Source organism: Pontibacter korlensis (assembly GCF_000973725.1).
In the GTDB taxonomy this organism is placed as follows: Bacteria; Bacteroidota; Bacteroidia; order Cytophagales; family Hymenobacteraceae; genus Pontibacter; species Pontibacter korlensis.
This window is the reverse complement of record NZ_CP009621.1, coordinates 3,254,908-3,278,226: the sequence shown is the minus strand read 5'-3', so window position 1 is coordinate 3,278,226 and position 23,319 is coordinate 3,254,908. Positions and strand designations below refer to the sequence as shown.

The 23,319-nt window shown below is 47.2% G+C and carries 21 protein-coding genes and 2 pseudogenes; 10 read left to right on the top strand and 13 right to left on the bottom strand.

Features of this window, described 5'->3' with window-relative positions; genetic code table 11:
* The first annotated feature begins 1 nt into the window (after position 1).
* Entirely contained in the window at positions 2-1,021 is a 1,020-nt protein-coding gene (locus PKOR_RS14025; protein ID WP_046311537.1) for an LLM class flavin-dependent oxidoreductase, read from the top strand.
* Between the two features lie 189 nt (positions 1,022-1,210).
* Here the strand turns inward: PKOR_RS14025 and PKOR_RS14020 are convergent.
* Both PKOR_RS14020 and PKOR_RS14010 read right to left on the bottom strand, forming a co-directional pair.
* Positions 1,211-2,485 (bottom strand): annotated as a pseudogene (locus PKOR_RS14020) (glycoside hydrolase family 172 protein).
* Between the two features lie 2 nt (positions 2,486-2,487).
* Positions 2,488-3,279 carry a DUF2961 domain-containing protein gene (locus tag PKOR_RS14010; protein WP_052738864.1) on the bottom strand — a complete coding sequence of 264 codons (792 nt, stop codon included), beginning with the start codon at positions 3,277-3,279 and terminating at the stop codon, positions 2,488-2,490.
* Between the two features lie 290 nt (positions 3,280-3,569).
* Here PKOR_RS14010 and PKOR_RS14005 point away from each other — a divergent pair.
* The 3 genes and pseudogenes from PKOR_RS14005 (at position 3,570) to PKOR_RS13995 (ending at position 8,085) form a co-directional block, all read left to right on the top strand.
* Positions 3,570-4,328 (top strand): annotated as a pseudogene (locus PKOR_RS14005) (SDR family NAD(P)-dependent oxidoreductase).
* 154 nt (positions 4,329-4,482) lie between these two features.
* On the top strand, positions 4,483-7,248 hold the full coding sequence (locus tag PKOR_RS14000; RefSeq protein WP_084694799.1) for a cation-transporting P-type ATPase: 2,766 nt from the start codon (positions 4,483-4,485) through the stop codon (positions 7,246-7,248).
* Positions 7,249-7,353: 105 nt separating this feature from the next.
* Positions 7,354-8,085: an alpha/beta hydrolase gene (locus tag PKOR_RS13995; protein WP_235336400.1), complete on the top strand. Its 732-nt coding sequence runs from the start codon at positions 7,354-7,356 to the stop codon at positions 8,083-8,085.
* Between the two features lie 111 nt (positions 8,086-8,196).
* Here PKOR_RS13995 and PKOR_RS13990 read toward each other — a convergent pair whose 3' ends face one another.
* On the bottom strand, positions 8,197-8,688 hold the full coding sequence (locus PKOR_RS13990; protein ID WP_200897369.1) for a hypothetical protein: 492 nt from the start codon (positions 8,686-8,688) through the stop codon (positions 8,197-8,199).
* A 215-nt stretch (positions 8,689-8,903) separates the two neighbouring features.
* Here PKOR_RS13990 and PKOR_RS13985 point away from each other — a divergent pair, with 215 nt between their 5' ends.
* Positions 8,904-9,968, top strand: a complete 1,065-nt coding sequence (locus PKOR_RS13985; RefSeq protein ID WP_046311531.1) for an AI-2E family transporter — start codon at positions 8,904-8,906, stop codon at positions 9,966-9,968.
* Positions 9,969-9,988: 20 nt separating this feature from the next.
* Here the strand turns inward: PKOR_RS13985 and PKOR_RS13980 are convergent, their stop codons facing one another.
* On the bottom strand, positions 9,989-10,396 hold the full coding sequence (locus tag PKOR_RS13980) for a DUF6717 family protein (RefSeq protein WP_046311529.1): 408 nt from the start codon (positions 10,394-10,396) through the stop codon (positions 9,989-9,991).
* A 212-nt stretch (positions 10,397-10,608) separates the two neighbouring features.
* Between PKOR_RS13980 and PKOR_RS13975 the strand changes: the two genes are divergently transcribed.
* On the top strand, positions 10,609-11,565 hold the full coding sequence (locus PKOR_RS13975; RefSeq protein ID WP_046311528.1) for a YihY/virulence factor BrkB family protein: 957 nt from the start codon (positions 10,609-10,611) through the stop codon (positions 11,563-11,565).
* Here PKOR_RS13975 and PKOR_RS13970 read toward each other — a convergent pair whose 3' ends face one another.
* Together PKOR_RS13970 and PKOR_RS13965 are read right to left on the bottom strand one after the other, a co-directional pair.
* Positions 11,566-12,267, bottom strand: a complete 702-nt coding sequence (locus PKOR_RS13970; RefSeq protein WP_046311526.1) for an alpha/beta hydrolase — start codon at positions 12,265-12,267, stop codon at positions 11,566-11,568.
* 126 nt (positions 12,268-12,393) lie between these two features.
* On the bottom strand, positions 12,394-12,819 hold the full coding sequence (locus PKOR_RS13965; protein WP_046311525.1) for a DoxX family protein: 426 nt from the start codon (positions 12,817-12,819) through the stop codon (positions 12,394-12,396).
* Positions 12,820-13,147: 328 nt separating this feature from the next.
* On the opposite strand from PKOR_RS13965, the gene PKOR_RS13960 reads away from it, so the two are divergent.
* The gene (locus PKOR_RS13960) at positions 13,148-13,483 is read left to right on the top strand and encodes a hypothetical protein (protein WP_046314504.1); all 336 of its coding nucleotides are present in this window, start codon (positions 13,148-13,150) and stop codon (positions 13,481-13,483) included.
* An 81-nt stretch (positions 13,484-13,564) separates the two neighbouring features.
* Positions 13,565-14,014, top strand: a complete 450-nt coding sequence (msrB, locus tag PKOR_RS13955) for a peptide-methionine (R)-S-oxide reductase MsrB (protein WP_046311523.1) — start codon at positions 13,565-13,567, stop codon at positions 14,012-14,014.
* 105 nt (positions 14,015-14,119) lie between these two features.
* On the opposite strand, the gene PKOR_RS13950 is transcribed toward msrB, so the two are convergent.
* Complete coding sequence (locus PKOR_RS13950; protein ID WP_046311522.1) at positions 14,120-14,857, bottom strand: hypothetical protein; 738 nt, start codon at positions 14,855-14,857, stop codon at positions 14,120-14,122.
* A gap of 129 nt (positions 14,858-14,986) precedes the next feature.
* A complete protein-coding gene (locus tag PKOR_RS13945) occupies positions 14,987-15,550 on the bottom strand; it encodes a DUF1543 domain-containing protein (RefSeq protein WP_046314503.1) in 564 nt (187 codons plus the stop codon).
* Positions 15,551-15,680: 130 nt separating this feature from the next.
* Between PKOR_RS13945 and PKOR_RS13940 the strand changes: the two genes are divergently transcribed.
* The gene (locus tag PKOR_RS13940; protein WP_046311521.1) at positions 15,681-16,100 is read left to right on the top strand and encodes a hypothetical protein; all 420 of its coding nucleotides are present in this window, start codon (positions 15,681-15,683) and stop codon (positions 16,098-16,100) included.
* A gap of 71 nt (positions 16,101-16,171) precedes the next feature.
* On the opposite strand, the gene PKOR_RS13935 is transcribed toward PKOR_RS13940, so the two are convergent.
* Positions 16,172-16,369, bottom strand: coding sequence for a hypothetical protein (locus PKOR_RS13935; protein WP_046311520.1), 198 nt, complete (start codon positions 16,367-16,369; stop codon positions 16,172-16,174).
* Positions 16,370-16,639: 270 nt separating this feature from the next.
* On the opposite strand from PKOR_RS13935, the gene PKOR_RS13930 reads away from it, so the two are divergent.
* Positions 16,640-18,196: a protein adenylyltransferase SelO gene (locus PKOR_RS13930; RefSeq protein WP_046311518.1), complete on the top strand. Its 1,557-nt coding sequence runs from the start codon at positions 16,640-16,642 to the stop codon at positions 18,194-18,196.
* Between the two features lie 192 nt (positions 18,197-18,388).
* Here PKOR_RS13930 and PKOR_RS13925 read toward each other — a convergent pair whose 3' ends face one another.
* From PKOR_RS13925 to ilvN, 4 genes are all read right to left on the bottom strand, one after another.
* Positions 18,389-19,924, bottom strand: a complete 1,536-nt coding sequence (locus PKOR_RS13925; RefSeq protein ID WP_046311517.1) for an ATP-binding cassette domain-containing protein — start codon at positions 19,922-19,924, stop codon at positions 18,389-18,391.
* Positions 19,925-20,230: 306 nt separating this feature from the next.
* On the bottom strand, positions 20,231-21,505 hold the full coding sequence (gene ilvA, locus PKOR_RS13920) for a threonine ammonia-lyase IlvA (RefSeq protein ID WP_148561693.1): 1,275 nt from the start codon (positions 21,503-21,505) through the stop codon (positions 20,231-20,233).
* Positions 21,506-21,512: 7 nt separating this feature from the next.
* Complete coding sequence (gene ilvC / locus PKOR_RS13915; protein WP_046311515.1) at positions 21,513-22,553, bottom strand: ketol-acid reductoisomerase; 1,041 nt, start codon at positions 22,551-22,553, stop codon at positions 21,513-21,515.
* 144 nt (positions 22,554-22,697) lie between these two features.
* Entirely contained in the window at positions 22,698-23,306 is a 609-nt protein-coding gene (gene ilvN, locus PKOR_RS13910; protein ID WP_046311513.1) for an acetolactate synthase small subunit, read from the bottom strand.
* Between the last annotated feature and the right edge of the window lie 13 nt (positions 23,307-23,319).

Here is a 23,319-nt window from a genome sequence, read left to right as displayed (position 1 = left end):
CATGGAGTACGGATATTGGTTACCGGTATTTGGCGGCTGGCTTCGAAACGTAGAAGACGAAAGTATGTCGTCGGACTGGAATTATGTAAAAAAGCTGGCGCAGCGAAGCGAAGACTGGGGCTACAGCATTTCCCTGATTGCTGAGCTGTTCCTGAATGATATTAAAGGCGAACAGGCACCATCTCTGGAAGCTTGGTCAACGGCAGCGGCACTAGCGGCAGTAACAGAGAAACTGGAGCTAATGGTAGCCGTACGACCTACCTTTCATAACCCGGCTATACTTGCCAAGCAGGCAGCTAACATAGCACAGATCGGTGGCGACAGGCTGTCCCTGAACGTAGTGTCTTCCTGGTGGAAGGATGAGGCCACCAAGTATGGACTACACTTTGAAGAGCACGATGACCGCTACGCCCGCACAAAAGAGTGGCTGAACGTGGTCACAGGTGTTTGGGAGCAGGATCACTTCTCCTACGAAGGCAAGTACTACAAAGTAGATGACAACGTACTACAGCCAAAGCCGAAGAAAAAGCCCTTCATTTATGCAGGTGGTGAATCAGAGGCTGCTAAGACGCTCATCAGCAAGCAGTGCGATGGCTACGTCATGCACGGCGATTCGCCTGAGCTCATCGGTAAGCGTATCGACGACATGAAGCGCCGTCGCGAAGCATGGGGACTGCCTCCAATGAAGTTCGGAGTTGCTGCTTACAGCATTATCCGTAATTCTGAGCAGGAGGTAAAGCAGGAAATAGACCGCATCACTAATGTGAAAGAGTCTAATGCTGGTTTTAAAAATATGCAGCAGTGGATTTCGGGTACGCAGTTAGAGCGACAGCTTACCCTGCAGGATTATTCTGTATCAAACCGTGGCTTGCGCTCAGGACTTTTGGGTACACCTGCCCAGGTACAGGACCGTATTGCAGAGTTTGAGGCTGTAGGAGTAGACTTTTTCCTGCTGCAGTGCAGCCCTCAGTTAGAAGAAATGGAGCGCTTCTCTGAGACAATCATAAATGTTGTAGCTTAAGACTAACCTTGCTGGAGCAGGGACCAGCTTACTGCTTTCCTGCTCTCAGTACACATATTGGCTCACCTTAAACAAACATAAACTAAGCCTAACCTTCCCTGCCGCTCTTGTAGCGGCAGGGATTTTTTTATTAGTATAGGCTAACCGCTTCGGATCTTCCAGCCCCACAACAATGGCCGTTTTTGCTTTTTACATAAGTTTCAGATCAATGTAGTCGATCATCATTTTCTCCCCGAAGCCCTCTGCCGGAATCCACTTAAACTCCATTACCTGTTTTCCTGGCTTCAGCTCAAAGGTGCCAAGGTCAACTACCTCTGCTTTACCTGGGGCTACTTCAGACTTAAAGTTGAGTTCTTTCTTTACCTGCTGCCCATTTAGCGCCACTCCAAACTTACCTCCTTCAGGAGACTTTACCACCTGCGCTTTTACGCTGTAGGTACCTGGTTTATCAACTTTGAACGTAGTGGTTAGCTTGTTTTCTTTTTTAGGATCTCCGTGCCATAAAAGTATTTTATGGCCGCTTACTCGGTCAAATATCCTTTCATCCGCAAACACATCTGTTGTGGCCCATCCACCTGAGTTATCTTCGATCTGCATGCTCTCCCCTTCTATAACGCCAGGTTTGCGGTAAACCTGGTAAGGAATTTCAAAACCATACAGCTCAGCTACAGGTGTGGGCTTGATAGGGTCTACCCCACCTTTATTCAGATACCAATAAGCAGTGACGGCATATTGCGTAGGCCATTTATCCGGGAAGTACTTTTCCAGGTATGCCCTGAACGACTTCTGAAAGGGCACATTATCTATCACCTGCCAGCGATTCAAGGCCTGGTAGCCCATGTTGTCTTCGGTGTGGCTCTGGCTATGAAAAGCGCGGGTAAAATAGTTCGGGATACACCAGGCGTAACCAAAGTAGTCCTCAGTACCAGTACCAAAGGTAGACGGGAAAGTCTCTCCATCTACAAAAAACTTCTCGTCTCCCTCGCCCCACCACCAGTGGCCTTCGCCCCCATACTGCTTGCAGGAGCCGCCCTTCGGGTTCCAGACCATCAAAGACATACCTAAGAAGCGGCCCCGCCCTTCTGTTTCCAGTACCGTCCAGTCTGGCCAGCGGGTTTAGTCAGAAATGGACTCCAGGTTGCGGTGCCACTTTGCATGAAAACGGCTGAAATTATTGTCTTTCCGACTTCTGTTTTCTAACCCAATGGATAGGTTAAGGCTAACAGGCTGGTCAAAATGATTGGTAAGTGTAATGGTGGCAGACTGATCGAAGGGCATGTACCAGTAGCTGTACATTGCTTCCTTGGTCATACCCATAGGTAAGGTTTTATATAGGTTGTACCCAGGCGCAGAACCAAAGAAATCTCCTATGGGAGACCATACGGCAGGCGCTTCCTCATTATCCCAGCGGATTTGCAATATCAACTTACGCAAAGCCTCATCCAGGCGCTGATCATCTGCCACCTTCACCTGAGCCTTAAGAGCATATATGGCTTGTCTTCTTTAAGTGTGATTGTTTTGGATTCGCCAGCTGCTATTTTCTCAGAGACATTCTTCGTTACACCTTTTGTGACTTCATATGAAAGTTCACCTAACTTGTTTTGAAAGAAGTTGTTCACCTTGGCCAAAGCTGCTTTATTTTGACTCGTCAACTTCTGGTTGAAAGCTTCGACTTTTGTGTTTTTCGGAAAGCTGATGTAGTTGAAGTGATAATATTGCCCCCACTCCGGCTCCGCTACAATTTTACAAGACCTCTGGTAAGGAATGGGTACATAGTTGTTGAAGCCTCTTGCGGCAGTTTCATACACCAATTGCGAGTAGCCAAAGGCAGGAATAGAAGTTGTATCAAAGTATTGAATAAACGGCAGGTCTATTACCGGCACTTCCTGCCCGTCAATGTATACTTTTACACGCCCCTTACCCGGACTGGCAGACCACATACGTACCATAGCACCTGGACCTTCCATCTCTGCAAGCACCATGTTATTGCCCTCCTTCCGTATATACTGCGGGTCCAGGCCGTCGTTGTTGGCGCTCCAGTCTATAAACTCACCGGTAGCTTCATCTATTTTGCTTCGCCTGTCATAGCTCGACCACATAGCGCTCTTCTCACCTTCTACCGGAGGTAGGGCAAGAGCCTTTAGATCAGTAAGCCGATTTACCAGATCAACATAAGTTATCTCTTTTTGCTGACCGTAAAGCGTTGTACTTAACAACAGTAAGTATAAAAGCAGCGACAATTTAGCAGTAGCTTTCATAACTCTTGTTCCTCCTTTTCATAACGTTTATAGATTAGTCCGACCTTTTTATTTCCCTCAGTTCAGGTCTTAAAACACAGTACTTTAAGATGTACATAATCACCTTTCTTTACGCATACTACCCGTGCATGATCTTAGTGTAAGCTACTGTATACTATACCTATGCGCCTTCCTCATCTCAAGTCTTTGAAATTCTGACAATAAGCACCTCCACAGCTGATTATTATCATTCTTTTGGAAACATCAGGTGACGATTTTTACACCGTCTATAATGTAACACCTACAGCGCAATAGAAAAGAACTCACATCAGCAATTAGCAGGAAAAGTAACCATCGTAACCGGAGCCTCCTCGGGTATAGGCGAGGCCACAGCCATACTTTACAGCCAGCAGGGCGCAAGCGTCGTTGTTTCAGACATCAACGAAACCAAAGGCAAGGAAGTAGTAGAGTCCATTCTAAACCAGGGAGGCAAAGCGATATTTGTAAGAGCAGATGTGGCGCAGCCAGAAGACTGTGAGAACCTTGTTAAAAAGACAGTAGAGACGTATGGCTGACTAGACATAGCTTTTAATAATGCAGGCATTGGCGGTGAGGCAAACCCTGTTGGCGAGATGAGTATAGCCGGCTGGAATAAAGTAATTGCAGTTAACCTGAATAGTGTTTTCTACTGTATGCACTATCAAATAAAGCAAATGCTCCAGAATGGTGGCGGGGCCATCGTGAACAATTCCTCCATACTTGGCCAGGTAGGCTTTGCAAATTCAGCAGCTTATGTAGCTGCCAAACATGGCGCTGTGGGGCTAACTAAGAATGGTGCGCTGGAGTATTCTTCCAAGGGTATACGTGTTAATGCCGTAGGTCCTGCCTTCATTAAGACTCCACTCCTGACAGAGGCTGGTATGACAGAGGAAACCTTTGAAATGCTGGCTCGCCTACGACTGGGAGAATCAGAAGAGGTAGCAGAGCTCGTGCTTTGGCTAAGTTCTGAAAAAGCTTCTTTTGTAACAGGTGCCTATTATGCAGTAGACGGAGCATACCTGGCTCAATAAGATTCGCTTCTAGACTCGAAAGCAGCAGCACAACTTTTCATCTTCCGGGCACGGCACCACTTTAGTAATATGGCAACAAATACATATGATATAGCTAGTTACCAACATACTCCGTAAGACTATAGAGCCTTTTTGAAGAGAAGAATATCTTACCATGAATGTAACGGAAGAAAAAAAAGTAAGCAAACAACATTTGCCGACTGATAAACCTCACCCTTGGCACAGCCTGTCCGCTGAGGAGGTAATAGAAAAACTGGGGGTTTCCGCTGCTGAAGGACTAAGCGATGAAGACGTAAAAAAACGCCAAACACGCTATGGCCGCAATGTAATGACACCCAAAAAGCAGCAGAGTGCACTGGTCAGGTTTCTGCTGCAGTTTCATCAGCCGCTCATCTACATTCTGCTTGCTGCAACGGTGGTAACTATTCTGCTGGAAGAGTATACGGATGCCATTGTCATCTTTGCTGTAGTGTTTGTAAATGCCATCATTGGCTATGTGCAGGAGTCAAAAGCACTGGAGGCTATTGATGCCCTGGCTAAAAGTATGACAGCCAAGGCACACGTAATGCGCAACGGGAATAAACAGGAAATTGACGCGCAGGAACTGGTACCGGGAGATGTAGTGCTTGTACAAGCAGGAGATAAATTTCCGGCGGATGTGCGCCTGGTAAAAGAGCGGGACCTGAAAGTGGATGAATCAGCCCTTACCGGAGAATCAGTAGCCGTTGAGAAGAATGTCACACCGGTAGAAGCCGATAATGTGCTTGGTGACCGCTTCTCTATGGGCTTTTCTTCAACGGTTGTTACCTACGGGCAGGCTACGGGAGTAGTCGTTGCAACCGGTGACCATACCGAAGTTGGTAAAATTCAGAAGTCCATTGCGGGCGCGCAGGATCTTGAAACACCGCTTACCAGAAACATCAGGCAGTTCAGCCATTTACTGCTTTGGGTGATACTAGGGCTCTCCGCGATAGTGTTTGCAACAGTAATGCTGCGTGGCGAGAGCATAGGCGAGGCATTTATGATAGCCGTTGCCCTGGCTGTAGGTGCCATACCGGAAGGTTTACCAGTAGCTGTAACCATTATGCTGGCACTAGGAGTTTCAAAAATGGCAAAACGCAGGGCTATCATTCGAAAACTGGTGGCGGTGGAAACCCTTGGCAGCACCAACGTGATCTGCTCAGATAAAACAGGCACCCTCACCGAAAACCAGATGACGGTACAGCAGATTATGGCAGGAGGAAAAGTCTATCAAGTAAAAGGCCTCGGTTACCGGCCTGAGGGAGAAGTAGTAGATGAGGGGCAGCAGGTAGACCTTAGCACCAACAAAGCCTTGGAGCAATGTCTCGTGGCCGGCCTGTTGTGCAACGACAGTAATGTTAAAGAAAAAGACGGGCAGTGGGCAATAGAAGGTGACCCAACCGAAGGCGCTTTGGAAGTAGCGGCCAGCAAGGCAGGTTTCGAGAAAGAAAAGCTCGTGCGTGAGCTGCCGCGCAAAGATGTTATACCCTTTGAATCAGAGTATCAGTACATGGCTACCTTGCACGGAGGCAATCGCCATATTATTTACCTTAAAGGTTCTGTAGAGGCCGTGCTGGAGCGCAGCAACAAAGCCCTGAAACCGAATGGTGAGACAGACACCCTGGACACAGGGGCCATAAACAAACAAGTAGAAGAAATGGCCAGTGAAGGACTTCGGGTGTTGGCTCTTGCTATGGCCGAGGTGCCGGAAAGCACACACGACATAGTACACGAAGACACCAAATCCGGACTCATCTTTTTAGGCTTGCAGGGTATGATTGACCCTCCGCGCCAGGAAGCCGTGGAGGCTGTAAAACTTTGCCAACATGCCGGTATAGATGTTAAAATGATAACTGGGGACCATGCCGCTACAGCCGCAGCTATTGCCAGCCAGATTGGCCTGAAGGGAGAAAAGATAAACGGCAAACTTAAGGCTATCACAGGTAAAGAACTGCAGCTGATCGAAGATAAAGAACTTGAGGAAGTTGCAGAAAAAACTTCCGTATTCGCACGCGTTTCTCCCGACCAGAAGCTACGGTTGGTAAAAGCACTGCAGGCACGTGACCGCGTTGTAGCCATGACAGGCGATGGCGTGAATGACGGACCTGCCCTTAAGCAGGCAAACATCGGTATTGCAATGGGTATAACAGGCACCGATGTAGCCAAAGACGCCTCTGACATGGTGCTCACTGACGATAACTTTTCTTCTATAGAAGGAGCTGTAGAAGAAGGCAGAAGCGTATTCGACAACCTGACCAAGTTTATCGTCTGGACGCTACCCACCAACCTGGGTGAAGGGCTGGTTATACTTGCGGCCGTTATTATCGGGGCACAATTGCCTGTACAACCCGTGCAGCTACTCTGGATAAACATGACTACAGCCGTATTGCTGGGCCTCACGCTGGCATTCGAACCCAAGGAGCCGGGCATCATGGATCGGCCACCACGCCCTGCCAATGAGCCTATTTTAACACGCGACTTGGTTATGCGAGCCCTGCTGGTAGGCTTTCTTCTGATGGTAGCAGCATTTGGTTTGTACCTATATGAAATTAAGCACGGCGCTACGGTAGCTGAAGCTCAGACAGTGGCTACTACTGTTTTTGTGGTGCTGGAGGCTTTTTACCTTTTAAACTGCCGCTCCCTGATAAGGCCAACATACGACATTGGTTTCTTTACAAACATGTGGGTGTACTATGGCATCGCCACCATGTTCCTGTTTCAGGCCCTGTTCATCTACTTGCCTTTCATGAACACTTTGTTTAATTCCAGCCCGCTCGATGTCATGCAGGTGCTACGCATAGTTGGTGCAGGTGTACTGCTAAACATCATCGTATCCGTAGAGAAGTACATCAGGCTGAAGTTAGGTGCAGGCAAGGCACTAAGTATGCAGGCAGATTAATAACAGCATAGTAGAGTCTTGTACAAAGCTATTCTAACAACAGTCGCTGTATTAGCAATTCTTTATGTGCTGCTTATGAGTCTATTGTCTTTTCAACAGGAAAGTATGATTTTCTTTCCGGAGAAGCTCCCGAAGGATTATACTTTTGGGTTTAATCAGGAATTTGAGGAAATCTTTGTACCAGCGAAGGACGGTGTGCACCTACATGGCTTGTTGTTTAAAACTCCTGCACCCAGAGGACTGATATTTTACCTGCATGGCAACGCAGGGTCCGTTGCCTCCTGGGGCTGGATAGCCAAAACCTACACAGACCTTGGCTATGATATTTTTATACTTGACTATCGTGGCTATGGCAAAAGTGGGGGAAACATTAGTAGTGAGGCACAGTTCTTTGATGACGTTCAGCTTGCTTATGACCACCTGAAAGATAGCTATGCTGAAGACAGTATAGTGATTGTTGGCTACTCTATCGGTACAGGAGCAGCTACCAAACTGGCTTCAGATAACAGGCCGAAACTCCTGGTTCTGCAGGCTCCTTACTACAGCCTAGTGGACCTGATGCAAAACCTCTACTCTTTTGTACCCACTTTTCTGCTAAAGTATAAACTTGAAACCTACCGATACATAGGGAAAGTTAAGGCTCCTGTTGTTCTATTCCATGGTGACCTGGACGAGATAATCTACCCCGGCTCCTCTGAAAAGCTAAAGGCGCACCTGAAGCCAACCGACAAGGTGATAACATTAAAAGGCCAGAGGCATAACGGCATGAACGAGAACCCCGACTATCAACGGGCGTTAGCAGAGGTACTTTCTGAATATGAGGCTGGTAAAAAATAAAACCGGCCATTTGATTTTACAAAAGGCCGGTTTTAGATTATTGGTATATTATCCTAAGAACTACAGGCTGTACCTCAGCAGTTAGTCCGGTAGCTTCAACCATCTTTGGCTTTAGGCTTTTTCTCCAACTGTCCAACCGGCTCTGCTTACAGGTTGTCGGGCAGGACCATCAATAAGTAAGTCGGCTACGGCACCCGTTGCGAAGGCATAAACTGCTTTGTGTAGCAAGTCTATTCCCTGTTCGTCTTTTGGCCAGGTCCAGGGTGGTGCACCCGCACCAGTAGCATTCTCCGGGCTCTGATCACTTAGCAGGCGCAGGTTCATGAACATAAAGGACCCTACCGGCCCACGAAACCCTGCTTCCGCCATAAGTCCTCTGATAATGCCCAGTAGAATTCCTTCTCCCCAATGCATCGACCAGTTTAGCGCCAGGTTATCTGAGTCAGGTTTACCAGAGCGACGCAGCAACCGCTCAAGTGTATGAGCGGGTACATAAGAATTGGGGCGCTTGGTAAACTGCTGCTCTATTTTTTCGGCAAGGGTCATTGCTGCTACTCCAGCCAGTCCTGCCAACAAACCATTTAAAACTGCCTTTCCTGTCATAACTGTATCTAAGTAATAGTGCCTGGCACACCACCAGGCAGTCTGTTAATCAAGCTCCTACTTCTCTGCCTTACTTTTAAGTAAGGCAGAGAAGTAGGATGTTAAAGGTTCTACGCCTTAACAAGATTGTGGTTCTGGCTAACATGCTGCTACCAATAGCTTAGGTTGCTACGGAAAAACAACATTCAGGTATTTGCGTTTACCTTTCTTCAAAGATGAATACAGAAAGACTTAACCTAAGCCTGTTTAATAAAGGACTACTGCTGATACTGTTGGTATCCCTGTTCCTGTACTTTGGTAAACCCTTCCTATTGCCCATTGCCATTGCCGCTTTCTTTGCCATGTTGCTGTACCCTATGGTACACCGGCTGCAGCGCTATGGCTTGAAACAGTCTACAGCTGCCATTGCATCAATATTGGTTCTACTGTCTTCTTTGATTATAATCGGCGCACTGATTTTTTACCAGATTCAGAGCCTGGAAGCAGATATGCCCAGGCTGGAGCAGAAGCTGGAAGAGAAAACTAACAGGCTGCAGTGGTTACTGTACAAAACAACTGATATCCCGCGCTATGAACAGGAAGAGATCATTGAAGAAAAGAAACCTGATATAGCTAAAGCTGTTTATAAAGGCCTGAGAGACGTTGTAGTGCAGGGGCTTTCTATACTTCTATTCATATTCATCATCCTTACCTATACCTTCTTTTTCCTGATCTACCAGCAACGGATTCAGAACTTCTTTGTCAGGCTTCGCCTTTTTGAGGGGCAGAAAGAATCAAAAGTTATACTTGGTAGAATATCGCGCATCATACATGATTACCTGAAAGGCACTTTTACCGTCATCTCCATTCTGGCAGTAGTATATGCACTTGGCTTTTGGGCAATTGGTATTGAACATGCTATACTTTTTGCCCTGGTTACAGCCCTGCTGCGACTAATTCCATACTTTGGATCTTTCCTTGGCATTGCTCTGCCAATTGCCTTTGCTTTGCTTATGAAAGACTCTTTTATTTACCCGGTGCTGGTGCTGGTTTTCTTTATGGTGACGCAGCTTGTAGAGGCAAACTTGCTAACCCCCTACATCACAGGCTCAAGGGTAAAGCTCAATCCTTTGGCAACTATAATGGTTATCCTGCTCGGCAGCCTGCTTTGGGGTGTGCCCGGCATGATTTTGTTTGTACCGCTGTTTGCCAGCCTCAAAGTACTATTTGACCGGATTCCGAAGCTAAAGCCTTACGGGTACATTTTAGGCAATGAAGACGAAGATATAGAAGCTAGCTAAACGGTGGCGTAGCATTTAGTTTAACCTACTGCCTTAAAGTAGATTTTTTCCGGAAACTTACCTAAAGCATACAAAGTCACATCACACAGCCAGACAGACTCAATCTGGTGGTTAGTGGGTTTATAAAACGCGCCGCCTCCCGGCTCTCCCAGCTTTACCCGCACCAGTTCTAGTGCACCTGCAAAGGGCTGCTCACTCATCTCGACCTCTACACGTGTTTTCCCTTTTGCAAGGTAGTCCAGCATGTCGTCGGCACCTGCCACCATAGCCAAATCTCCCTTAGGCCCTGGGTAGTCAGGTAAATCGATATACCACGTGCCATGCGGCTCTTTGTGAAAGCTAAATTCTGTAGTGCTATCAGATGTTGAAACGCTACTCCATACTACGAGTAAGGCTCCTGCTGCTATCAATGTTATTATTCCTGCCATGCTGTTAAAACAGAGGCTGCATTAGCAAAGTTTCTCTGCACCACTCATGGCAAACAATAGAACTTATAGTTGAAGGCATATTTTACTCACACGCTAAAGCCCCTTTCAAACCAGCCGTTTGTACCCCAACTCCTTAAATCTGGCTCAAGTTTATTAACCATAGAAATTGCACTCCGTTTTATAAATAACTATGCAACGAACACTACGAAACTATGAAAGACACAAAAGGAAGAGAGGCTGAAGCGCCACATCAGATACCCGGAAGAGGATGGAAAGAAGTGATGCTTAGGGTAAAAGAGCAATTAGGCACAGACAATATAAGCATTGTAGCTGCCGGCGTAGCATTCTATTTCTTCCTGGCATTGTTCCCTACTCTGGCTGCCATCATCTCTATCTATGGCTTGGTTACAGACCCAGCTGCAGTTGAGCAGCACATAGAAGAGCTAACTGCTGTACTGCCAAGCGAAACACACGAGATGCTGACAGAAAGGCTGAGAAGCATTGCGCAAAACTCAAGCTCAACGCTTGGTTGGGGCGTGGCACTAAGTATACTCCTAAGTTTGTGGAGCGCCAACAGCGGCACAAAGTCGCTGTTTGAAGGCATCAACATTGCTTATGATGAACGAAATACCAGGAGCTTTATAGAGCTTAACGCTATTACACTTCTCTTTACTGTTGGGGGAATCGTACTGGGCGGTCTTTGTTTTGCTTTGTTGGTTGGATTTCCGGCACTGGTAGGAAATTTAGGGTTACCAGGTTTTGTGCAGACGCTTATCGAATGGGGCAGATGGCCTTTACTAGCATTAATCATTATGCTGTCGCTGGCACTCATTTATAAAGTAGCTCCTTACCGTGATAACCCGAAGTTTAAATGGGTGAGTTGGGGCTCAGGAATTGCTACAGTGCTTTGGCTGCTAGGCTCGCTGCTGTTCTCCTGGTACGTAAACAACTTCGGCAATTATGGTGAGACTTATGGTCCTGTGGCTGCTGTCATTATCCTGATGCTGTGGTTTAACCTTACCAGCTTTATCATACTCTTAGGCGCCGAAATCAACTCTGAACTAGAGCATCAAACTGCAAGAGACACCACTGTTGGACAGGAAGAACCCTTGGGGCAGCGAGGCGCTTTCCATGCCGATCACGTAGCTGACGGACCAGAAGGCAAGTAATTATTTCTCCTGCTGAAGAAACCAGTTTACACTACTTCCGGAAATGTAGTTAGGAATCTCGTGGCCTCCATCAAACTCTGTGTAGCTCACTTCCAAGCCTTGCTGCTTTAGTTGGGGAACGATGCGCCTGCCACAAGGATCGATGGGCAGCACGGGGTCGTCTATGCCATGGGATATAAATACCTCTGGCTTTCCATTTTTCTCCATAGTAAAAACAAAGCCAGACGAGAAAGCGATGATGTGGGTAAAAAGGTCCCCGTTTGTCAGCCCAACGCAAAGCGCATATGACCCACCATCAGAAAAGCCACCTATGGCCAGATGAGCCGGATCTATACTATAGTTTTCGAATACATGCGAAAGTGCCTGGTCGATAAAGATGACATCAGGTCCAAAGCCTTCGCTGGCAATAATGTCCCAGGAGTACTTTCGCGAGGCCGGTGCCACCAGTATGATGTTATGTTCATCCGCATACTGCTGCAGCAGCGATAAACCTTGTTCAGCAGGAGCTCCGGCTCCATGTAGCATAACAGCCAGTGCAGCAGGCTTGCTGTTATCATAGCCTTGCGGCACATACAGCAAGCCGTCTTTCCTGTTACCCAGTCCTAAAGGCTGCACACCAGTAGTAAAGACATCTGCGCCACTACCGTTTGCGGTCCTTGCTGTCAGGCGGCCTGTTTTATACTTAGATCTTTCTGTAACCATACCTTCCTCTTGCTAAGATTCTTGTTCATACGAAGATTAGACAAAAGGAAGTATGGCAACGGTGGACGCTACTTGGTAACAGTGAGTGATTTATGAGTCAGAAGTAGAATAACAAGCTGAATGGCATCAGGAATACCGGCGATGCATGGTGGCACTGTCTCTTGCATCTGTGTGCCTTGCCCCGTCCACACTCCAAATGCCAGCCCCCCTGGAAGCAATATAAAGGAACAGAAAACAGTAAAGCAGCGCTAGTTCGCCCTGGTTTAGGAGAGGGTTCCAGCCTTGAGGAAGGTGAGCCATAAAAAAGGCAACCGCCATCTGACCACTGGCAATAAACGCTGCCCAACTGGCGAACAGCCCTAAGGCTATCATCAACCCGCCCACAAACTCTATTATGCCAGCAAGCCCCATCATCGAGAATAGCTCCACTGTGTTTCCATCGCCAGGCCAGCCAAACAGTTTCTGACTTCCGTGCATAGCAAACATAAGACCTGCCACTATGCGCAGGATGGCATATAAATAAGGGCTGTAGTTACCTAAAAATCTTTCCATAGTTTGCTGTTACTTTAAGTTTTTACAGATGGTTAGCTATATATTTAACTAGTTATTGCTTAAATACATACACCACAAGAAACGTATAGAAACTATATAAAGTTAACCCTGTATATAGCCTTCTTCTATTAAGCTAGTCCCTAACCTCCGTACACAATGATCAAAGCACTTGCGTATGCTGTATACAGGTTCTTTTAAACAAAAAGCTACTATGCAGACAAGGCAACAGGACGTTTTCTCCAACCTAAACCTTTGATTCATCCGTACAATTGAATACCCCGGATTGCCCGGTGTATTGATTTTTATGTTTTACCAAAGAGAAACAATTATGGCAGATAATAATAAGAGCAATGAGCTGAAGACGCATGCCGGAGAAGGTGGTAACGTGAGCGGAAGACCAGAAGGAAGAGATACAGGCCCTGTTGCTGGTGGTGCCGATAATACACGTGGTGAAAACAAACCGAGCCGTGAGGGCAATAGTGCTGGTGCAAAAGCAGGAAAAGACACCCCGAATCAGAACAGCCCACAAGGTTCAAACCAGAACCCGACTACAACTACCCGTGGAGCTGACAGCACCGATAAGGAGTTCCGTAACAACCAGCCTAATGCCAGCACACTGAAAGGCCATAAGAGCAATGAGGGTTTAGGCAACGAAAAAGACTAATAAATACTTCCTATGTATACCAAAAGCCCCGGGTACTCCCGGGGCTTTTGCATTTACACCTAAAAGCTAAACCCCAACACCATGCTCCGCTGGATTGACATTATCAAGAACGCCAAGTACAGCAACCCTGAGCCTGCCAGAAGAGTGGAAAAAAGCGAAGAGGGATGGAGGCAGCAACTTACCCCGCTACAGTACCAGGTTACCAGGCAAAAGGATACCGAGCCACCCTACCGCAACGCTTACTGCCGTTCCTACGACCCGGGAGTATATGCCTGTGTTTGCTGCGGAAGTATACTGTTTAACTCAACAGAGAAGTACCATGCTATTTCCGGCTGGCCCAGCTTTACACAACCTGCATCCAGAGGTGCCATTAAGTATACTTTCGACAACAGCCACAACATGAGCCGCATAGAAGTTATGTGTAACATATGTGATTGCCACCTGGGGCATGTATTCAATGATGGACCTGAGCCGGCTGGGCTTCGGTACTGTATTAACTCCGCCAGCATTGTTTTGGTGGAACTGGAGTAAACTTGATTAGAATATTCCCTAAAGAAAACAGCCGCTTCTTCGTTTGAAGAAGCGGCTGTTTGTATGTAGCACTAAGCCACAGTTCTAGGCAATGGCATATTTATGTTACCAGTCATGGTTCCGGCGACCACTGTGCCGGCTACGGCCTTCACTAAAGCCTCGATCGTCTTCACTTGATCTGTAGCCACGATCACGGTCCCTGTCATCACGGTTGCTAAAGTAATTGCGCTGTCTGTCTTCGTAGCGTTGGCCAAAGTCGCCAATGCTGTACCCGCTATCGTCGCTTCTGTTGCCATTTCCCATACCACGCTGTGAGCCAGGATAGCTGTCGTCATAGTAGTTTGCGCCGCGATTATCCCTGTTTCTGTTATCATTGATGTAACCACCGTCGCTGCTGCGCCCGAACCTGATTCCCTGGTCGCGGTTACGGTAGTGCTCATAATCGCCGTAGGCATCGTACTGCCTGCTGTCGGAGCGGTTCATGTCGTGCTGCGTTATGCGCGGCCCCTCGTTGCCAGACAAGCCATAGTATGAGTGGCCATAAGCCGATCCGCCGCCGGAAATGCTACCGCCTTCGCCGTAGCGTGAGCCCCGGCTAAAATCGCCGTAAGCGCGTGTTGCATGGGTGGTACGGTCGCCATGACGGTTGTCAGGCTCATACTGCTCTCGGAAATTACTAAAATCGCCTCTGTGCCTGTGCTGCTGCTCTGACCCTGGGTAACGGTTTTCAGGATTATAGCGGGAGAGGCTGTTGATATTGCCTGTACGCGGATTTCCATGCTCGTCAAAGTCGGCGTAATGGTTTTTATTGGGGCCGTTGTTATTTCCAAAGTTTCTGTTCATAGTTCTGTAGTTTGGTTATATCACTTCCCCTTAATAACGCAGCAGGCTAAAGCATGTTTGTTTCTGAGCTGATAAATGAGGATAGAGCAACTACTCCTACACCCTCATTCCTTAGCAAGAAACGGCCATCTATAGCTTATGTAGCTGGAAATAGCCCAGGTGCATTTCATCTTCTGCGCCACCTGCACCTAGAGTAATCTTGAGGCTATACTTCTGCTTTACTTCCTCTGGCAGAATATCCTGCACCGGGTACAGCTCGTCCACATCTACACCAAACTTATCGTCGATGTGAGAGGTGGCACCTTTAAAGCCGGTGTGCTTATAGAAGGCAGTACTCTTGGCTTGTTTTACAGCACCTGCACTGTCTTGTGCTACGGCCAGCATTTTATAGTGGAACTCGTCGAACTCATTTGGCTTATAGCCGCCTAGGTTCAGGAAAAAAAGCTTCTCTGCATCAGCAGCTGGCTCTCCTGTTTCTTTCGGTACTACACTTATACTATGGCCGTTTACCTGTGTTACCTCCCGCCAGGCATCCACATGGATATTGCCTTTAGCCTCTGGCCAGAAAGCTTTTATTTCAGGAACCAGATCCTTAACAGAGTCGGCGATACTAAAGAACATATCATGCTGTTCGGTATTTCTTCCGGCTGGCCTGCAGCCCAGCATGAGCATAAAGAGTTTTGGTTGTGACATAGTTTTTTGTGCTTGCTTAAGCAAACTTACTGAGTTTATTTTAGACATGCCTACCCGCCTTGCTGGGCATTTTACTTAAGTTTGCAACTACATCGTATGAAAAGCGGGCTAACACAGTATAATATAGCATATGAAACTAAAGGGCAACTTACAGGATATCAAGACCAGCAGAGACAGTGGCAACAAGGAAATTGAAATCCATATAGACCGTGTGGAGTACCTCACACATAAAAAAGACGGAAAGTATTTCCAGCCATTCAATTTTGAAGATGACCTGGACACGCCACTGGTAATTACCGGCGACTGCCTGGCACGCATACCAAACAAACACCTGGAGGAGGGTGAGTATGAGTTTGAAGTTTATGACAAGGTAGGTGAAGGGTATGAGCTAAACCCAAACAAAGAGCTCGCTGTTACTGCTACCTACGACTTTGACTTAGACCTGACTATTTTAACTGAGGCCTATTATACTGTAACAGTATCAAATGAAGAGTTTAAGCAGATAAAAGCAGATAGGCACAAAGCAAAGAAAGGAAAAGGCAGGCGGTAAAAAAGCCTGAACCTTTTGATTGAATGTCAAAGTACGGTTATCAAAAACCGTACTTTTGAAGCCTGGGCTTGCTATTTGTTTTGTCTACCCAGATAGATGCCGTAGGCGATAAGTCCTGCTGCGGCAGCAAAAACGATATACTGCTGTTCTTTAGCAGAAAGGCCATTGTAAAAGTCGATACCACTCTTTGGGTCCCGAACGATATCAGCCAGTTGAGAAGGGTCTTTTATCAGGCTTCGCAGCGAGGTGTTAGAGCTTGCATTCTTCATTATTCGTAGCTTTATTTTATGGTTCCAAAGTAGATACGTCACACGTTCCGTATTAGATATTTTTCTTGCCGCACCAGCCGTTTCCCATGCTTTTTAAAACACCGTCCCCAGAACCTAAGTAGCACAAAGTAATTTGCCACAAAATGTGCTTTGACAGGAATTTCGGTATAACTCAACTATTCCCCCTTCATACTTGTTAAAATAATCTACAGTAGATTTATACTTTATGCTGCCTTTTCAGGCGGCCTGAACTTAAAATAACAGACACAGATGCAGAGCCTAAGCTCCAAAACATATAAGAAAGAATTTGTAAGCACCTTTCCCGGAGACCACAGTGGCATTCTGACGCCACGACAGACGCCAGGAGTGCTTTACAGTAAAGCCGTACCCACGCCTGTTGAGAAAGTCACCTTACTGGCTTGGTCAGCAGAATTAGCTGAGGAACTAGGTATACAAAAACCTGAGACACAGCAGGATATTGATATACTTGGGGGTAATAACGTTACCGATACTATGTATCCTTACGCTGCCTGCTATGCCGGGCACCAGTTCGGAGGTTGGGCCGGCCAACTTGGCGACGGCCGGGCTATCACCTTAGGCGAGTGGGAAGCTGCTAATGGCAAAACTTTTGAACTGCAGTTAAAAGGAGCTGGTCTTACCCCCTACTCCCGCCGTGCTGATGGGCGTGCCGTACTACGTTCTTCGGTGCGTGAGTATCTGATGAGTGAAGCCATGCATTACCTGGGCGTGCCTACCACACGGGCTCTGAGCCTGGTGGCAACCGGTGAACCTGTGCTGCGCGATATGTTCTACAACGGTAATGCTGCCTATGAGCCAGGAGCCATTGTGATGCGAGTAGCACCAAGCTTCCTGCGCTTCGGCAATTTCGAGATGCTGAACGCACGTAAGGAGAAGGAAAACCTGCGCCAGTTGGTAGACTGGACTATAGAGCGCTATTACCCGCATATCCAGGGCGAGGATAAAGTAATTACCTGGTTTAAGGAAATAGTGGAGCGTACAGCCAGCCTGATGGTGGAGTGGCAGCGCGTAGGCTTTGTACACGGTGTAATGAACACCGACAACATGTCTATACTTGGTCTTACCATTGACTATGGCCCCTACTCATTCTTGGACAACTACGATCCTGACTTTACGCCTAATACTACCGATCTTCCGGGCAGACGCTATGCTTTTGGCAAGCAGCCAAGTATAGCCTACTGGAATTTGGGTTGCCTTGCAGCGGCGCTCCTGCCTTTGGTAGAAAAAGACCAACTGCTGCCTGCTTTGGAGACTTTTAAGGAAGTATACTGGCGTAAGTACTATGCCATGATGGCCAACAAGCTAGGCCTGGATAAACTGAGCAGTGGCGATGTAGACCTGATTACGCAGTTTGAGAAAGCGCTCGCCTCCATTCAGCCGGATATGACCATTTTCTTCCAGCTGCTCATCGACCTGCCGCTGTATATGGGCAGTGCTCAGGAAGTGGCAGATTATTTTAAAGAGTGTCTTTATGATGATCTGAAGGAAGAGGAAAGCGAGCAGCTTTATACTTTGATAACAGCATACCTGGATCGTCTGAACAGGAACTCGATTAAACGGCAGGACTCACAGCAGCTAATGCGCCAAACAAACCCTCGCTTTATACTTCGGAATTACCTGTTGCACCAGGCAATTGAGGAGCTGGAGAAAGGGGCAACGGCCTTGTTCGAAAAACTGCAGGAGGCAGTTAAAGAGCCATATTCTGATAAGTTTGATGAATTCTTCGAAACCAGACCGGGATGGGCAACTCAGAAAGCTGGATGCTCGATGTTGTCTTGTAGCTCGTAAAGCATGCATAAAACAGGGGCGGCTCCTGATACAGGAGCCGCCTCTGTTTTATCAGCATTGTACTTCAGGCATTGAGAAAAAGATGAACTCCCAACTAGAACTGCCCAAGAGGCCTTTCTAAAGTTTTCCTGTACTATCGCCTGATAGGCTTGTCGCTGTATCCCGAAATGAGTTAACTCTACTTTCTTGTCTCTACTCAACCAGTTCTGTGATTTCCCTGCTTACAACTTTTCCTTCCTTCAACTGCAGCACTTTAGTTACCGAATCAGGAATCTCTTCTGGGTAGTGCGTTACGTAGACAAGTGTGGTATTACTGTGAGTACAGATAGTATCCAGTAGTTTTTTAAACTGTAGCTTCTGGTGCTGATTCATACCCTGGCAAGGCTCATCTAAAATAAGCAAGGGCGGATTTTTCACTATCGCTCTGGCAAGCAAGCATAGCCGTTGTACGTCAGTCGATACGTCCCTTAACAACTTGTGTGCTTCTTGCTCCATCCCAAAAATCCTCATCCAACGAAAGGCTTTCTCCGCATTAACTGCATCACTACCACGCGTAAGGCCTAATGTGTCATGAAAGCCGGATTCCACCACCTCCAGGCAAGTGTTTTGGTGTGGGAAGTACTGGTACAGCTCTGGAGACACAAAACCGATTCTCTTCTTGATATCCCAGATAGTTTCACCGCTGCCCCTTCTGCGATCAAAGAGGACGATCTTTTGAGCGTAAGACTGCGGGTTATCTCCTGTGATCAGGCTAAGTAAAGTAGACTTACCTGCGCCGTTATGCCCCAAAAGTGCCCATTGATCGCCCTGCTGAATGTGCCAGTTTATACTGTCCAGCACTAGCTTTTCGCCATACTTGATTGATACATCCTCCATCTGCACAATAGTGTCGAACTGTGCTGCCGAATCAGTATAAAGTAGCTCCTGCAGTTCCTGTACTTTTATAGTATCAATCAGAGTAGTTGTTACCTGCGCAGGCGTGTAAAAAGCCAGAGGTATGGCCTGCCCTATCTTGTGATCCTCCATGATAGCTACATGTGTTATTCCTGCCGGAACTTCAGTAGCGGAAGCGCTCATGATAACAGTTATACCAGACTTGGTAATTTGTTGGATAATCTTACTGAATATAGAGCGCGTTTCTACATCAAGCCCCGTCAGTGGATAGTCTAGAAGCAATACTTTGGGGTTCTTCAGCAATGCAGCTGCCAGCAACAATCTCTTGGTTTCACCATTCGATAACTTGATCAGCTGCTTATCCAGTAGCTTTTCCAGGCTGAAAGTAAGCACAACCTGTTCCTGTGTCCAAAATGAAGGTATAGTAGTGGCGGGTTTGCTATCAGAAAGATAAGCTGCTACTGTAGGGGCATCTTCTGAGTCTGAAGCATGGTAGCGTTGCTGATAATAAAACTCCGTAGAGTTGGAGGACAGGTTTTTGAAGTTATGCTTCTGCATCACCTCTGCCAGCAAGTCATGATGGGTAAAAGGTAGCGTCTGTTGCGGGTTCCGCTGCAGATACTCTTCATAATAAGTATGGCTTATGCTGCCTCTTGTTACATTATACTTACCGGTTAGAGTTTGCAACAAGTCTGTTGCTCCAGAACTACTTTCTCCAATTAGCGCCCAATGTTCGCCTTTGTTTACTGTAAAGCTAAGGTTAGTAAACAGGGTTTTGTTCAGGTTACGAACGGTGATGTTATCAAGGGTAAGTATAGGTTGAGAACTGGGCATAGGTTATTGGGGTTAATTCTTGCGCTAGCGTGGTGGTGTTTCATCCACGGCCTCACTGACAACTGTTTCCATAGCTAGTGCCTGATAGCTCCACGTCCGCGAGAACACATTTTCCCATTCGGCACTACCAATTGGAGTGGTTTTTCAGATAAACTGGGAGAGACTATAGTTTCAGTAAAGTAGAGCCTGATAGTGTACCTTCGTTGTAAGTGCTTAAAGCTTAGCTCCTCTTGCTGCTGTGTTAAAATATAAATCTCCACCTGACATACATCCGATGGAGATTTATACTTAGAATGAGTCCTTGACTTACACCAACAAATTCAGGAAGTCTTGCTTGCCGTTCAGGTACTCATAAGCAAAACCTTCTTCTGCCATACGGTGCTTAATATTTTCTACATCGTGTGGCTGCTTTACCTCTATACCGACAAATACAGGTCCTTTTTCTTTGTTGTTCTTTTTGATGTACTGGAAGTGGATGATGTCATCTCCGGGGTGCAGCACCTGATTTACGAAAGTACGGAGTGCTCCAGGCTTCTGGTTAAACGTAACCATAAAGTAGTGCTTCAGCCCCTGGTGCTGCATGGCTCGCTCCTTGATGTCCTCCATGCGGGTAATATCATTGTTGCTGCCGCTTATCACGCAGACTACATTCTTACCGGCAATTTTATCGGCGTAGGTTTTCAGTACCGACACGGTAAGCGTACCAGCTGGCTCCAGCACAATGCCCTCCTCGTTATACATCTTCAGGAGGTCTTCACAAACCTGCCCTTCCGGCACCAGCACCACATCATCTAAAAGCTCACGGCAAAGCGAAAAAGTTAGCTCGCCAGGGCATTTAACGGCGGCACCATCTACAAAGCTCTCTATACTTTCCAGCGCTTGCCGCTTATCCTCCTTGATAGATTTGTACATGGAAGGTGCTCCTAGCGGCTGTACTCCTACGAGTTTCGTGTTCGGACTCAGCTGCTTAAACACGCTGGCTACTCCAGATGCCAAACCACCGCCACCTATCGGCATAAAGCAATAGTCGATGGAGAAATGAGCATCCTGCAGTACCTCTAGTCCCACGGTTGCCTGTCCCTCCACAATAGCCATATCGTCGAAGGGGTGAATGAAGGTACAGCCACGGCTGTCGCAGAAATCTTTCGCTGCAGCGTAGGTATCATCGTAAGTGTTGCCTATTAATACAACCTCTACTTTGTCTTTCCCGAAAAGCCGTACCTTTCCCACCTTTTGGGCAGGTGTGTTGGCAGGCATAAAGATGTAGCCTTTAATACCGAGTAGTTGGCAGGCATAAGCCACTCCCTGGGCATGGTTACCGGCACTCGAGCATACAATCTCCCGCTCCGCTTGCTCAGCAGGCAGCGTCGAGATTTTGTTGTATGCCCCCCTGATTTTATAAGATCGCACAACCTGCAAATCCTCACGCTTCAGGTAAATATTAGCACCATATGTCTGCGAGAGCCAATGGTTCTGCAACAGAGGTGTTTTGTAGATCACCCCCCTCAGGTTCATGGCCGCCTTCTGCACATTCTCCAGGGCCACAAAGGTATCAACAACAGCTACATCTTTATCCATCATACTTTGTTTACTTGGAGCGGAGTTTACGTACCGTTGCTCCTGTTTGCCATAATTCTGATTCACGCAGCTCCGTCAGCTCTGCCTCCAGTTCCTTACGGTAACCTGGTGTAGAACCACGCTGGATGGTGCGCTCAGCCTCTTTACCAGAAGCTACGCTGTCATATAATTCATTTAACACAGGAAGCGTTGCTTCTCTGAATTTGCCTTTCCAATCCAAGGCACCACGTTGTGCGGTAACTGAGCAGTTAGAGAACATCCAGTCCATACCGTTTTCACCAACCAATGGCACAAGGCTTTGAGTAAGCTCTTCTACAGTTTCGTTGAACGCCTCGGACGGAGAGTGACCACGCTGACGCAGCACCTGGTACTGAGCTTCGATGATTCCTGCCAGGGCACCCATCAGCACACCACGCTCACCTGTAAGGTCGCTGTATACTTCTTTCTTAAAATCAGTCTCGAAAAGATAGCCAGAGCCAACACCTATACCCATTGCTACCGCTTTCTCATAAGCTTTACCAGTAGCATTCTGATACACGGCAAAAGAAGAGTTCAGGCCGCCGCCAGCCAGGTATAGTCTGCGCAGGCTAGTGCCGCTACCTTTTGGCGCTACCAGGATTACATCAACATCGGCAGATGGCACAATGCTGGTGTGCTCTTTGAAGGTGATGCCGAATCCGTGAGAGAAATATAAGGTCTTGCCTGGCTTCAGCCTTTCTTGTAGTGTTGGCCACACCGCAATTTGTCCGGCATCCGACAAGAGGTTAGCAATGATTGTTCCGCGCTCTGCCGCTTCCTCAATTGTGAAAAGCGTCTCGCCTTCCACCCAGCCATCGCTCTTTGCTTTCTCCCAGGAGGCGGAATCTTTACGCTGCCCCACAATAACGTTAAACCCGTTGTCTCTCAGGTTCAGCGCCTGGCCAGGGCCCTGCACACCGTATCCGATCACGGCTATTACCTCATCTTTCAGCACTTCCTGTGCCTTAGCTAGTGGAAATTCATCGCGTGTGATTACGGTTTCGTCTACTCCTCCAAAATTGATAGTTGCCATTTTTAGTTCGATTTAAGGTTAGATGATTTTGTTTCTCTTTAAGGAATTCAGGATGTAAAACTTTCGAAGATCCGGCTAGATTTCATACTTGCCTTATGATTAGATAAAGCTTGTTTCCTGATACTTTGTCTTATGACTAATTAATTACATGGTAAAGACTTTCTCACGGCTGCTCAGGTATTCGTTCTCAACTACCTCATGCCCCGGCTCGCTCTGCTCAAACTCCTGCAGCTTTTTATGGAAGCCCTCGCTGTCTTTGATAATGGCGATGCGGGCACTGCGTACGAACTCGATCAGGCCGTAAGGTTCCAGCACTTTTATCAGGTTGTCTGTTTCCTCCCGGTGGCCAGTAGTTTCAAATACAGTATAGTCCTTCCGGATCACGACGGCACGGGCACCGTTTTCACGCAGCAAGCGCTCTACTACCGCCCGCTCGGCAATTACATCAGTCGGCACTTTATAAAGCGCCATCTCCTGCCAAATTACCTCCTCATTGGTGTTGTAGTATACTTTCAGCACCTCTACCTGCTTCTCAATCTGGCCGGCAATTTTCCGTACTACCTCTTCTGATTCCTTTATCAGGATGCTGAAGCGGTGGATGCCCTCAACTTCTGAAGGTGAGGTATTCAGGCTTTCGATGTTGATTTTTCTCCTGGAGAAAATGATGGCGATGCGGTTCAACAAACCAATATGGTTTTCGGTGTACACCGTGATGTTGAATTCCTGCTTATCGGTATGGTTTTGATTACTCATACTTTCACTTCTT